This is a genomic window from Auritidibacter ignavus (assembly GCF_003703835.1).
GTDB classification, from domain to species: Bacteria; Actinomycetota; Actinomycetes; order Actinomycetales; family Micrococcaceae; genus Auritidibacter; species Auritidibacter ignavus.
The window spans coordinates 1-12,632 of sequence record NZ_RDQR01000025.1; the positions used below are offsets into that span (position 1 = coordinate 1).

General features: G+C 59.4%; 11 protein-coding genes. 2 read left to right on the forward strand and 9 right to left on the reverse strand.

All coding sequences use genetic code 11. From position 1 onward, the window contains the following. Nucleotides 1-222: hypothetical protein (locus DYI20_RS12475; protein ID WP_221040956.1), on the forward strand; the 222-nt coding region annotated here is incomplete at its 5' end. A gap of 301 nt (nt 223-523) precedes the next feature. Here the strand turns inward: DYI20_RS12475 and tyrS are convergent. The 3 genes from tyrS to argH form a co-directional block, all read right to left on the reverse strand. Continuing rightward, a complete protein-coding gene (tyrS, locus tag DYI20_RS10635; protein ID WP_233488080.1) occupies nt 524-1,852 on the reverse strand; it encodes a tyrosine--tRNA ligase in 1,329 nt (442 codons plus the stop codon). A gap of 73 nt (nt 1,853-1,925) precedes the next feature. Further along, the gene (locus DYI20_RS10640; protein ID WP_110101709.1) at nt 1,926-4,247 is read right to left on the reverse strand and encodes a HelD family protein; all 2,322 of its coding nucleotides are present in this window, start codon (nt 4,245-4,247) and stop codon (nt 1,926-1,928) included. Nucleotides 4,248-4,273: 26 nt separating this feature from the next. Continuing rightward, a complete protein-coding gene (gene argH / locus DYI20_RS10645) occupies nt 4,274-5,746 on the reverse strand; it encodes an argininosuccinate lyase (protein WP_110101708.1) in 1,473 nt (490 codons plus the stop codon). 152 nt (nt 5,747-5,898) lie between these two features. On the opposite strand from argH, the gene DYI20_RS10650 reads away from it, so the two are divergent. Then, nucleotides 5,899-6,336 (forward strand): ankyrin repeat domain-containing protein, encoded by a 438-nt coding sequence (locus tag DYI20_RS10650; RefSeq protein WP_110099535.1) that lies wholly within the window; start codon nt 5,899-5,901, stop codon nt 6,334-6,336. A 15-nt stretch (nt 6,337-6,351) separates the two neighbouring features. On the opposite strand, the gene DYI20_RS10655 is transcribed toward DYI20_RS10650, so the two are convergent. The 6 genes from DYI20_RS10655 to argC are packed head-to-tail and all read right to left on the reverse strand — an operon-like array spanning nt 6,352 to nt 12,566. After that, nucleotides 6,352-6,939, reverse strand: coding sequence for an arginine repressor (locus DYI20_RS10655; protein ID WP_110101707.1), 588 nt, complete (start codon nt 6,937-6,939; stop codon nt 6,352-6,354). A 9-nt stretch (nt 6,940-6,948) separates the two neighbouring features. Then, nucleotides 6,949-7,995, reverse strand: coding sequence for an ornithine carbamoyltransferase (gene argF, locus DYI20_RS10660; protein ID WP_233488079.1), 1,047 nt, complete (start codon nt 7,993-7,995; stop codon nt 6,949-6,951). Nucleotides 7,996-8,033: 38 nt separating this feature from the next. Further along, the gene (locus DYI20_RS10665; protein ID WP_110101706.1) at nt 8,034-9,344 is read right to left on the reverse strand and encodes an acetylornithine transaminase; all 1,311 of its coding nucleotides are present in this window, start codon (nt 9,342-9,344) and stop codon (nt 8,034-8,036) included. Next, complete coding sequence (gene argB, locus DYI20_RS10670; RefSeq protein ID WP_110101705.1) at nt 9,344-10,333, reverse strand: acetylglutamate kinase; 990 nt, start codon at nt 10,331-10,333, stop codon at nt 9,344-9,346. The genes DYI20_RS10665 and argB overlap by 1 nt, the downstream gene beginning before the upstream one ends. A gap of 44 nt (nt 10,334-10,377) precedes the next feature. After that, nucleotides 10,378-11,538: a bifunctional glutamate N-acetyltransferase/amino-acid acetyltransferase ArgJ gene (gene argJ, locus DYI20_RS10675; protein ID WP_110101704.1), complete on the reverse strand. Its 1,161-nt coding sequence runs from the start codon at nt 11,536-11,538 to the stop codon at nt 10,378-10,380. After that, entirely contained in the window at nt 11,535-12,566 is a 1,032-nt protein-coding gene (gene argC, locus DYI20_RS10680; protein WP_110101703.1) for an N-acetyl-gamma-glutamyl-phosphate reductase, read from the reverse strand. The genes argJ and argC overlap by 4 nt, the downstream gene beginning before the upstream one ends. Between the last annotated feature and the right edge of the window lie 66 nt (nt 12,567-12,632).

Sequence of the window (12,632 nt, forward strand, 5' to 3'; positions counted from 1 at the left end):
AAAAACCCACCACTGGCCAAACCACAACCCCAAAACCAACGAGGCAAAAAAGAGGCCATGGCAACCAAACAAAAAAAATTTGGCATCAACAAACTTGGCACACTATCGAGTTATCAAACAACCGTTCGTAGAAACAGAAGAAGAGGTTTTCAACTTCCCATTTCTCAAGGTTTCCACGATAGTCACTCGATGTTCACCTCGTCAAATCAGATCTTCACCTGATTTTCAGAAGCGAATTCGAACCCAACGTGGAAGAGAACCGGATTCGTAGCTTAGCAGATGATCTCTCTGCGTTGCAAATTCTGTTCTCGATGCTGTCTCTTCTTGGCCGCTCGTTCAGCGGGCTTGGTCTCTGACAGCAATGAATACTTTACACACACCTCGTGCAAAAAACAAAATCGGCGGAACCGTCGGGTTCTACCGCATGATTCCGCCAATTTTAGGCTGATAGCGACGGTGTGCGCGAAAACTATTTTCTGTGACCCCGCTCTCACGTTGGGGCTAGTCAGCTGGTTCTTTCGCCCTAGAGCGCGCTGAGGTCCACGAAGGCTAGATTCTTCTTGCCTCGACGCACGAAGAGGTACTTCCCATGCAGGGCCTTTTCGGCCCCAAACTGCTCTTCGGGGTCGGGAATTTTCTCGTTATTGACGGAGGCGCCACCATCGCTGACGGTTCGCCGTGCCGAGGACCTGGATTTTTCCAGGCCTGTAGCAACGAGCAAGTCAACTATGGTGAGCGCGGAAGAGTCCAGGGCTCCTGGCTCGGGCTGTGGTAGTTCGGCCCCTGCCGCAGCTAAGGTCTGCTCGTCAATTTGAGCCAATTCGCCGCGGCCGAAGAGCGCAGCCGAAGCGTCAATGACCTGTCGGGTTTGTTCTTCGCCGTGCACCAGACTAGTCACCAACCATGCCAAAATTTTCTGGGCCTCACGCAAATGTGGTTGCTCTTTGACCTTCGTCTCATAGTCTGCAATCTGATCCCGGGTGAGGAACGTGAAGACTTTCAACCGGTCGATCACGTCTGCATCGGCGGTATTGAGCCAGAACTGGTAGAAGGTGTAGGGCGAACACATCTCAGGATCGAGCCAGATCGCATTGCCTTCAGATTTACCGAATTTGGTACCGTCCGCGTTGGTGATCAGCGGAGTCCCGAAGGCGTGGACATGTTGACCTTCAACTTTGCGGACCAACTCGGTTCCGGAGGTGAGGTTTCCCCACTGGTCAGAACCACCGGTTTGTAGCACGCAACCGTAACGACGGTAGAGCTCCAGAAAGTCGTAGCCCTGCAAGATCTGGTAGGAGAACTCGGTGTAGGAGATGCCTTCTTCAGATTCGAGTCTGTTGGCTACGATTTCTTTTTTGATCATGGTTCCCACGCGGAAGAACTTACCAATATCGCGTAAGAAATCCAGGGCCGAAAGCTGCCCGGTCCAGTCCAGGTTGTTCACCATGGTGGCGGCATTGTCCCCGGCGTCGAACTCCAAATAGTTCGAAACCTGGTCTTGCAGAGAATTGACCCACTCGGCCACGAGGGCCTTATCGTTCAGAGTCCGTTCTGTGGTTTGTCGCGGGTCTCCGATCAGTCCGGTGAATCCTCCGACCAACGCCAGGGGTTTGTGTCCCGCCAGCTGCAGTCGGCGCATCACCAGCAGTTGAACCAGGTGCCCAAGATGAAGCGACGCTGCTGTCGGGTCGAAGCCACAATAGTAGGTGATGGGTTCTCCAGCAAGCACTTTTTCCAGTGCTTGTTCATCGGTACTGACATGTGCCAGTCCTCGCCACTTCAGCTCCTGCCAAATATTGTCAAAGGACGGATCATTGGCTTGTGGTACGGAAATTTCACCTGGAGTAGTCACACACCACAACATACCAGTTTCTATCTGGACTCTGGTGCATCCTCCCCACAGTCAGTGCTTGGAGTAGTTAAGCTCAGGCTGTCTCAACGGCGTGACAGTGTTGTTCCAATGGTGCGGGAAGCTCCTCGGGACTGTCGGTGGTGATCATCCGTAAAATTTGGGTGGCTCGGGTCATGGCCACGTAGAGGTCACCGATCGAGCCCTCGGCTTCGGCCACAATCTGTTGGGGCTCGACGATCACCACGGCGTCGTATTCGAGTCCCTTGGATTCATAGGCTGTCACCAGGACCAGATCCCGGTCGTGACGGAGTCCTTGTCCCCACCAGATGCGCTCAGGAAAGGCCGAGGACAAGTTCTGACCGGTCGTGTCGATAAGTGCCTCGGGCACCACGACGGCGATCAGTGCCGCGGGCAGGTCGGTGGCCAACCGATTAATCACCTCATGCAGATGCCTGTCTCGATCACCGACACCAACAACATCAATACGTGGACGGTCCTCACCGGCGCGAAGCGCTTTCGGAGTGGAGATGTTCGCCCCGTGACGGGTGGCAACTTCGGCGGCCAAGTCGGCAATGGTGGCCGGTGTTCGGTAGTTCACGCTCAGTTCCATCTCGCGGGTCACCTGATCCGCGAAGGGCTCCAGACGTTGCCGCCACGTGGTGGTGTCGGCGTTGGAGGACTGCGCAATATCGCCAACGATGGTGAAAGACTTGATCGGGCATCGGCGGAACAGCACCCGCCACTGCATCGGGGTCAATTCTTGACCTTCATCCACAATGACGTGCCCGTAGGTCCAGCCCCGATCGGTGATAGCGTGCTCAGCAGCGCTACGCCGGACGTGCTGAGGTCCTTGTGACCGGGCCAGGGCCTCGGCAGTCACGACACCATCGACTCCGAGGTCTTCCAGGCTCTGGTGCACATTCTCCAACGTTGCTTCAGCATTGGCGAGGTCACGTTCGTATTGACGTTGCTCGGCGCGTTGTACCGCGCGGGTAGTGGCGTCCACCGCCCCGAGCAGTTCAGCCAGTTCATCCAAGAGTGGCACATCAGAGACCGTAAAAGGCGCGTGGGGTTCACGGAGCAACGCCAGCAACTCGTGGTTGTCGAGCATATAAGCCGCATCGACGAGTAGGCGCGGGGTGGACAGTAACTCGTCGAGAACTTTTTCTGGGCTCAACGGCATCCAACACATGTTCAGGATGCGCCGCACGTCCACAGACTGGCGGATTTCGGTGGGCACATAGGACCGGTCGGCCTCGTTCTTGCCTGCGGACCCGGCGGCAAGTTCGGCGATCATCTGATCGCTCAGAACGTCGACGACCTCGTTGACGAAGACTTCTCGGGCTTGGTTGTGGGCCAGTCCGGAATGGCGTGCTTTCTTCAGCGCAGCGTCGACGACCTGGGGTGTCAGGGTCAGCGTAATGGTTTCAACCTTCAACTCACGCGGGGTAGTGATCCGGCGTTGCCGGGCCTGGACCGCGTGGCGCATCACGTCAGCCATCACCGCACGTCCTTTGATGCGAGCCACGTCCCGAGAGGTTTCGGCAACGGCCTTGAGCCCGGGATACAGCTCCGCCAGAGAACTCATCACCACACCGTTTTCGCCCAGGGAAGGTAACACCTGGTCAATGTAATTCATGAACGCTTCCGAGGGGCCCACCAATAGTACGCCGGAGGACTCCAAGCGTTGCCGGTGGGTGTACAGCAAATACGCAGCCCGGTGCAGGGCCACGGCCGTCTTGCCGGTCCCGGGGCCTCCCTGAACCACCAAGACGCCGGACAGCGGGGACCGGATGATCTCATCTTGTTCAGCTTGAATGGTCGCCACAATGTCGCCCATGCGTCCGGTGCGCCGGGCGGTGACCGCACTCAGCAATGCCGAGGAACGATACTGGATATCTTCATCGACCAGATCTGCATCAAGCACGTCATCATCAAAGCCCACGACCCGTCGGCGTGACATCAACAGGTGACGGCGTCGTTGAACCGTCCCACGGTTCTGCGCGGTGGCCTGGTAGAACGCAGCTGATTCCGGGGCGCGCCAGTCGATCAGTAGCCGGGAGTGATCCGCCGAGCTCAGACCGATCCGTCCGATATAGCGTGGGTCCTCGTTCTCGGTGTCAAGCCGGCCGAATACCAGGCGATCTTCGACGGCGTCGAGTTGAGCGATCCGGTCCTCGTACTGGGTGGCAAAGGCATCACGCTCGGATTGGTTCTGCAAGGATCCTTGCGCGCCGGATTTACGCACCCGGGCTAGTTGTTCCCGCTTTTCAGCGCGTAGCTGGTCAAGCCGAGCGTAGAGCTGCTCAACATAGCGTTGTTCCCGGGCGAGTTCATCCCGGTAGGTTTCAGGAAGGTGATCGTGGGCGTCGGAGCAGGACTGATCAACGTGCATATGTCACCTGTTTCACCGGCACTGGACTACAGCAGGCCGGTGGGGTTGGAGTCGATGAAGTCACGGACACGATGTAATTGTGCTTTGAATTCTTCCAGCTGTTGAGCCACCGCCTCCGGGGCGGTTCCGCCCTGGGCGTTGCGGGCGCTGAGGGACCCGTGGGTCGTCAACACCTCCCGCACTGCGGGAGTGAGGTGTACGGAGACGGAGGCAAACTCCTCATCGGTGAGATCCCAGAGTTCCACTCCGCGTCGTTCGGCGATTTTGACGGCTTCGCCAGACAACTCGTGAGCAACCCGGAACGGTACGCCCCGTCGGACCAGCCATTCGGCGATATCGGTGGCCAGCGCGAAACCTTCCGGGGCCAGTTCGGCCATCTTCTCGGTATTGAATTCCAAGGTAGCAATCATGCCAGAGACCGCCGGCAACAAGATTTCCAGGTTGTCCACGGCGTCAAAGACGGGCTCTTTATCTTCCTGCAGGTCCCGGTTGTAGGCCAACGGCAGACCTTTGAGCGTGGTCAACAGGCCGGTGAGATCACCAATGAACCGTCCGGATTTACCCCGGGCGAGTTCAGCGACGTCGGGGTTCTTCTTCTGTGGCATGATGGACGAGCCGGTCGAGAAAGCATCAGCTAAGGTGGCGAAATTGGCTTCTTTCGTCGCCCAGAAGATCACTTCTTCGGAGATTCGGGAGAGGTCGATGCCGATCATGGCCACGATCCAGAGGAATTCAGCGAAAATATCCCGAGCAGCGGTACCATCAATGGAATTGAACACCGCGGAATCAAATCCCAACTCTGTGGCAACCCTATTGGGGTCCAATCCCAGGGTCGACCCGGCCAGTGCGCCGGAGCCATAGGGCGATACCGCGGCGCGAACATCCCAGTCTTGCAGACGTTGCAGATCGCGTAGCATCGCCCAGGCGTGGGCCAAAAGGTGGTGGGACAGCAACACCGGTTGGGCGTGCTGCAGGTGAGTACGCCCCGGCATGGGCGCGTAGGGGTGGGACTCTGCCTGATCAACCAATGCTTGCACGACCGTCTGTAACCGGCCACCGATGATGCGGGCATGATCACGCAGGTACATTCTGCCCATGGTCGCAATTTGGTCGTTGCGCGACCGACCGGCTCGCAGTTTTCCACCCAGTTCTTCGCCGGCGCGTTCTAACAGTCCACGTTCCAGGGCACCATGAACGTCTTCATCAGTCTCGGCTGGCTGAAATTTTTCAGAAAGCACATCGGCTTCCAGCGTGTCCAGGGCCTCGAGCATCCCGGCAAGTTCGTCCTCGGTGAGCAACCCGCTACGGTACAACACGCGGGCGTGGGCACGCGAACCGGCGATATCGTAGCGGGCCAGTCGCCAGTCGAAGTCGGTGGATTTACTCAGCGCTGCCACGGCTTGGTTGGGGCCACCGGAGAATCGCCCTCCCCACAGCGACCCTTGATTGGTGCCGTGGCGCGGTGCGGGTTGGCCTGGAGATGTGGAGGAACCGCTCATGCGTGTGTGTTGTCCCCTCAGAACTGTGTCGGATGAATCAAAAAGTTACCACCTCCACTTTAGCGACTTTGTGGTCTGAAGAAACACGCTGGGAGAGATCATCGGTCTACGGGCGACTTCAAGCCACCGGCAGGGTGTTCTAGAGTGGGACCATGGCTGATTCTGCAACACCGACCCCGGAACATTCCGGTCCCGAACCCCAGTTGAGTGACGAGCAGATCGAGTTTCTGCATACGCTGTTCGATGCGGCTCGCGAGGGGAAAGTCCAGATGCTGTCTTCGGCGATTGATCAAGGGATCCCGGTCAATCTCGCCAATGCCAATGGTGATACGTTCCTGATTCTGGCGACCTACCGCAACCAGCCCGAGGTGGTCAGCGCCCTGCTGGAACGCGGTGCGGATGTCAACGCCACGAATCAGCGGGGTCAGTCCGCACTGACCTGCGCGGTATTCCTGCAGGACAAAGGCCTGGTCCAACAACTACTCGAGGCCGGTGCGGACCCTGAGCTGGGTGCCCAGTCAGCACGAGCCACCGTAGAGTTCATGGACCTGCCCGCTATGAAGGACGTGCTGGACCAGCACCAACGCTAGCCCTCGGAGCGCCCGCTATTCGCCGAGCTGGCCACCGGCCATATTCAAGAACATCGTGGCGAGTCGATGACCGGTCGTAGTTTCACGGGCGATCACGAGAATCGCATCATCGCCGGCAATGGTACCTAGCACCTCGTCCAGTCGCGCCTGGTCAATGCAGGAGGCCAAAAATTGTGCGGCTCCTGGCGGGGTGCGGACCACCACTAAGTTCCCGGAGGCCTCGGCGGAGACCAACAGCTCCCGACAGAGCCCAGCCAGCCGCGCCAGCGCTTTGGCTCGAGGGCCACTCAACGGTGTCTGCTCTAGATCACCGGTCTGCGCGTTCTGCGAGCGCTGCTGCGCATCGGCGTCAGGCCCCAGGTCCGGAACCACATACACCAGTTCTCCCCCGGCGTCCCGGGCCCGGGAGGCGCCGAGTTCGACCAGATCACGGGAGAGCGTGCCCTGAGTGACCTCCACTCCCTGCTGGGCGAGCATGGCCCGCAATTGAGCCTGGGAACTGACCGGATAGTCGGCCAACAGAGACCGGATGTGGGCCTGCCGAGCCGTCTTAGTGCCCGGCGTGTTGGGTTTACTGCGCGGTGTGCTAGCACGTTTGTCCATGAGACTGACCTAAACGCTTCTGCCCAGTCGCTGAGCCGATCGGTGCGCTTCCGGAAGGGACACATCTGCAGGAATATCGGCCCGCCCCGAGGCATAGAGTAACCAGGCCACCAGAGCTTTCTGAGCGTGTAGCCGATTTTCGGCTTCATCAAAAACGACCGACTGAGGCCCATCGATCACCTCGGCTGCTACTTCTACACCGCGGTAGGCCGGCAGACAGTGCAGGAAGATCGCATCGTGAGCGGCCTGAGCCATGGCCGCCTGATCGACCGTGTAGTCGCTCAAGACGCTCAGGCGCTGTGCTTTCTCTTCCTCGTAGCCCATGGAGATCCAGGTATCGGTAACTACCACGTCGGCACCGTACAGCGCCTCTGCAGGGTCGTGTGTGACAGTCACCGACCCGCCGGTGTGATTAGCTCGTTGCTGAGCTGCCTGCACGATCTCGGTGCGGGGAACATATCCTTCGGGACCGGCGACCCGAACGTGCATGCCTGCGGTCGCTGCGCCGAGCAGGTAGGAGTTCGCCATATTGTTGGCGGCATCCCCCAGGTAGGCCAGGGTCAGCCCACGGGCACGACCTTTGTGCTCGATCACCGTTTGCAGGTCCGCCAGGATTTGGCAGGGGTGGTAATCATCGGTCAGAGCGTTGACCACCGGTATATGAGAGTATTCGGCCAGTTCCTCCAGCCCGGCCTGAGCATAGGTGCGCCAGATGACCACCGACACCATACGTTCAAACACGCGAGCAGAATCAGCGATGGTTTCTTTATGACCCAACTGGGACTCGCCCGGGTTGATCACCAGCGGGTGACCGCCCAATTCGGCGATCCCGGCGGCAAAAGAGATCCGAGTACGGGTTGAGGTTTTGTCAAACATCACAATCCCGGTCTGGGGGCCGGACAACGGGCGGTGACGATACGGTTCGGCCTTGATCTGCTGGGCGAGCTGGAGAACTTCGGCTTGTTCTTCGGGACTCAGATCGGTGTCGATCAGAAAGTGACGCACCCCGGCACCTGCTTCCTGCGTGGTGGCGGTAGTCGGTGTTGTACTCATCATGTCTCTTTTCTTGTCTCCTGCGGTGACGCGGTAGCGGTCTACCGGGTGTGATTCTGGCCGGCTGTCGCGACAAGCGCGGGGAGCCGCTGGTAGAACGAGTCCAGCTGCTCGTCAGTGACCACCAGGCTGGGGGCCAACCGCAACGTGGTTGGCGAGGTGGCGTTGATGAGAAAACCTGCCTCGGCGGCAGCCGTGACGACTCGAGCCGCCAGGTGCGGTGTGTTGAGGTCGTCCCGGGCGGGGCGTGGCTGGTCGGCTGGCTGGTCGGGTATCGACACATCGATCCCGGCCCAGGCGCCGTAGACGCGCACAGTCTCGATCCCCTCGATCTCGGTGAGATGTGTGGCCATGGAGCGCCCGATGGCCTGGGCCCGCTCCAGCAAGTTCTCCTCTTCCAGGGTGTGCAGGACCTCCAGGGCTACCGCACAGGCTAGCGGGTTGCCACCGAAGGTGGTGCCGTGTTGACCGGCGCTCAGTGCCATCGAGGTGGCCTTGTTCAGACACACCGTCGCCCCGATCGGGAATCCTCCGCCCAGAGATTTGGCCAAGGTCATCACATCGGGCACCACAGGACGTTTTTGCCCAGTCACGGCCGGATTTTGATAAGCGAACCAGGTTCCGGTGCGTCCAGACCCGGATTGCACCTCGTCGAAGATCAATAGCGCGCCATATCGATCGCATAGGTCGCGCACCGCAGCAAGGTATCCGGCCGGGTACCCGTGGACCCCGGATTCGCCTTGAACCGGTTCGATCAACACCGCAGCCACCGTCTCATCGACAGCGGCTACCATCTGGTCGAGATCGCCGGCAGGCACTCGAGTGATCGCCGGTAGCAGCGGCTCGAAAGGATCCCGGTAGGCCTGCCTAGCCGTGACACTCACCGCCCCTAGGGTACGACCGTGGAAGGCCTGCTCCACGCAGATGATGCGGGTCTTGTGCTCGCTGAGCTGTTTGCCGTAGGCGCGAGCAATTTTCAGGGCGGCTTCATTTGCTTCAGAACCGGAGTTCGAGAAGAACACGGACCCGTCGGGCGCCTGGGCTAACTCGAGGAGTTTTTCAGCCAGCTCAACCTGAGCCGGTGAGGTAAACAGGTTGGAGATGTGGCCCAAAGTTGCCGCTTGCGCCGACAGGGCGGCCAGGATCCGCGGATGGGCGTGACCGAGAATGTTCACGGCAATTCCGCCGAGCAGATCCAGGTATTCTGCACCGTCTGCATCCCAGACGGTTGCCCCACGACCACGCACCAGCACCCGTTGCGGGGTGCCAAAAACTCCGGTGACGGTCTGCTGATAACGCTGCAAGTAGTCCCGTTGCATGGAGTCGGGATGAGTGGAATCCGGGTCCGTCATCAGTGGCCTCCTGTGGTGTTGAGGGTAAGAACTTCTGGGTGGTCGTCGGGAAGTACCTGGGTGCCGACTCCAGCGGAGGTGAAGATCTCCAACAGCATCGAGTGTTCTTCCCGACCGTCTACGATGTGAGCCTGGGGAACTCCGGCTTCGACGGCTTCGACGCAGGCGCTCATCTTCGGGATCATGCCCGATTCCAGCGTGGGGAGCAACTCCTTCAGAGCGCTGACTCCGATGGTGGACACCAGGGAGTCGCGATCTGGCCAGTTGCTATAAAGCCCTTCCACATCCGTGAGAATCAATAGCTTAGAGGCACCCAAGGCTACCGCGACAGCGGTGGCTACGGTATCGGCATTGATGTTGAGGACCTGGCCGGTAGGCTCTCCGTTGTCGTCGAACTCGGGCGCGACCGAGGAGATCACTGGGATATGTCCGGAGTCAATGATGGTCTGGATCGCTCCCGGAGCAACGTGGTCGATCTCCCCGACCAGTCCCAGATCGGCTGATTCGCCCTCGATTTTTACCTTCCGACGGCGGGCCCGGAAGATCGCGGCGTCTTCACCGGACAAGCCCATGGCGTAGGGGCCACGAGAATTCAGCAAGCCCACCAGATCTCGGCCCACCTGACCGGTCAGCACCATACGCACGACCTGCATGGATTCCTCGGTGGTGACCCGCAATCCTCCTCGAAATTCGGAATCAATCTGCAGCCGGTCCAGCATCGCGTTGATTTGAGGGCCACCACCGTGGACCACCACTGGATGGATGCCGGCGTGGTGCAAGAAGGTAATGTCTTCAGCGAAAGCCTGCCGAAGGGATTCCGACACCATCGCATTGCCACCGTATTTGACCACCACAGTGGTTCCAGAAAAACCGCGAATCCAGGGTAAGGCTTCAATAAGCACCTGGGATTTTTGGGCAGCAATCCGGCGGTCGTGGCGATGGGCTTGCACATCTTCGGTCACGAGAAGGGACCTTTCGTCATCGGTCATGGGGCAGCAAAAAAATACAAGAAAGGCTGGTGCGCTAGCGGGATTCAGGACGAGTATTCGGCGTTGACCGCAACATAGTCGTAGGTCAGATCGTTAGTCCAGATAGTAGCGGTGTGTTCACCGGCGTGGAGGTCAATGATCACCCGTGCCTCGCGTGGGGAGAGATCGACCAAAGAGCGGTCCTCGCCCATGCCCCCGGCCCGGCAAACCTGGATGCCATTGATGGTGACATCGATCTGATCGGGATCGTAATCACCGTCGACGGTACCCACCGCCGAGATCACGCGACCCCAGTTCGGGTCCTGGCCGTAGATGGCAGTCTTGAAAAGGTTGGAGCGACTCACGGCCCGGGCGATTGTCTCAGCTTCGGCCACGGTGCTGGAGTTGACGACGGTGACGGCAATATCATGCTGGGCACCTTCGGCATCCGCGATAATCTGGCGAGCTAATAGGGCGCAGACCTCGTTGAGCCCGGCCTGGAACTCTGCTGGATCGGGTCTAACCCCGCTGGCGGCGTTGGCCAGCAATAACACGGTGTCGTTGGTCGACATACACCCGTCCGAATCGGCACGGTTAAAGCTGAGAGCCACTGCCTGTTGCAACATGCTCTGTAATTGGCCGGCCTCGAGCTGGGCATCGGTGGTAATCACCGCCAGCATCGTGGCCATCCCGGGCGCAATCATTCCAGCCCCTTTAGCCATGCCACCGATGTGGTATCCGGTGGTAGTGGTGGCCACCGCAGTCTTGGAGCGGGTATCGGTGGTCATGATGGCTTCGGCGGCATCATCGCCTCCCGCAACACTCGCGCTGTCCAGTGCCAGGTCAAGACCGTCCACGAGTTCCCGGATCTTCAGCCGTTCGCCGATGAGCCCGGTCGAGCACACCTGAATTCGGTCGGCAACTGTGTCCAACAACTCAGCGGCTCGTTGCGCGGTGTCAGAGGCGTCTTGGTCGCCAATCTTTCCAGTGCAGGCATTTGCACCACCGGAGTTGAGCACCACCGCATCGGCCTGATACCCACTGGATTTCAGCGCCTCTAGGGACCACTTCACCGGAGCGGCTTTGACCTTATTGGAGGTAAAAACTCCAGCCGCCTGCTGATCGGGTCCGTCGTTGATGATAACGGCCAGGTCTTTTGCCCCGGATTCTTTAATACCGCTGGCAACACCGGCGGCCCGGAACCCTTTGGCTTGTGTTACGCTCACGGGGAAACTCCTGTCTGGGTCAGTCCACGGGACTCCTCAAGTCCCAGGGCAATATTCATCGATTGAATTGCACCACCGCCAGTGCCTTTGGTGAGGTTATCGATCGCACAACTGACAATCACGCGCTGGGCGTGCTCATCAACAGCCAGTTGCATCACCGCATGATTCGAACCCACCACCATAGCGGTAGCTGGCCACTGTCCTTCGGGCAACACATGCACGAACGCTTCGTCAGCATAAGCCTGTTCCCACGCCTGCCTGACCGAGGTCGCCGAGACTCCCGTCCGGAGCCGAGCGGTAGCGGTGGTCAGGATCCCGCGGGCCATGGGCGCCAGCGTCGGGGTGAAGGACACCTGCACCGGCTCACCGGCAGCCCAGGTCAATCCTTGCTCAATTTCTGGAGTATGCCGGTGCACGCCGCCCACCCCATAGGGGCTCATCGACCCCATCACTTCCGAACCCAGCAAATGAGGTTTCAGCGATTTCCCGGCCCCGGACGTACCGGAGGCAGCCACGATGACCACATCGGAGGTTTCCAACAGTCCAGCACTGAACCCGGGGCTCAGGGCCAGCAAATTCGAGGTCGGATAGCAACCGGGTACGGCAATCCGCCGAGTTCCCCGTAGCATCTCGCGTTGACCCGGTAGTTCTGGCAGACCATAGGGCCAGTGTCCGGCGTAATCGGTTCCGTAGAATTTCTCCCAGCTTTGTTCAGATGTCAGGCGGTGATCAGCGCCGGCATCGATGACCAGGGTGTTCTCTGGTAGCTGGGCTGCAATCTCGCCCGAGGCGCCATGTGGCAGTGCCAGGAACACCACATCGTGACCAGATAAAACCTCGGCCGTGGTCTCTTCCAAGACCCGATCAGCTAAGGGAATCAAGTGGGGTTGGAGTTCGCCGAGTCGCTGTCCCGCGTTGGAATGGGCGGTGATGGCTCCAATGGTCACTTCGGGATGATTGACTAGCAGGCGCAACACTTCGCCACCGGCGTATCCGGAGGCACCCGAAACGGCTACAGAAATACACATAGGGGCCAGCCTACGTCACCATCACCCGATTATGCACTCTGTGACATATTTATGCATTCAGTACGT

Bases quoted from the DNA above. Each gene is read 5' to 3' on its own strand.
- argC (WP_110101703.1), bottom strand. From the start codon at position 12,566: ATGTGTATTTCTGTAGCCGTTTCGGGTGCCTCCGGATACGCCGGTGGC.
- DYI20_RS10650 (WP_110099535.1), top strand. From the start codon at position 5,899: ATGGCTGATTCTGCAACACCGACCCCGGAACATTCCGGTCCCGAACCC.
- argF (WP_233488079.1), bottom strand. From the start codon at position 7,995: ATGATGAGTACAACACCGACTACCGCCACCACGCAGGAAGCAGGTGCC.
- DYI20_RS10655 (WP_110101707.1), bottom strand. From the start codon at position 6,939: ATGGACAAACGTGCTAGCACACCGCGCAGTAAACCCAACACGCCGGGC.
- argH (WP_110101708.1), bottom strand. From the start codon at position 5,746: ATGAGCGGTTCCTCCACATCTCCAGGCCAACCCGCACCGCGCCACGGC.
- DYI20_RS10665 (WP_110101706.1), bottom strand. From the start codon at position 9,344: ATGACGGACCCGGATTCCACTCATCCCGACTCCATGCAACGGGACTAC.
- argB (WP_110101705.1), bottom strand. From the start codon at position 10,333: ATGACCGATGACGAAAGGTCCCTTCTCGTGACCGAAGATGTGCAAGCC.
- DYI20_RS10640 (WP_110101709.1), bottom strand. From the start codon at position 4,247: ATGCACGTTGATCAGTCCTGCTCCGACGCCCACGATCACCTTCCTGAA.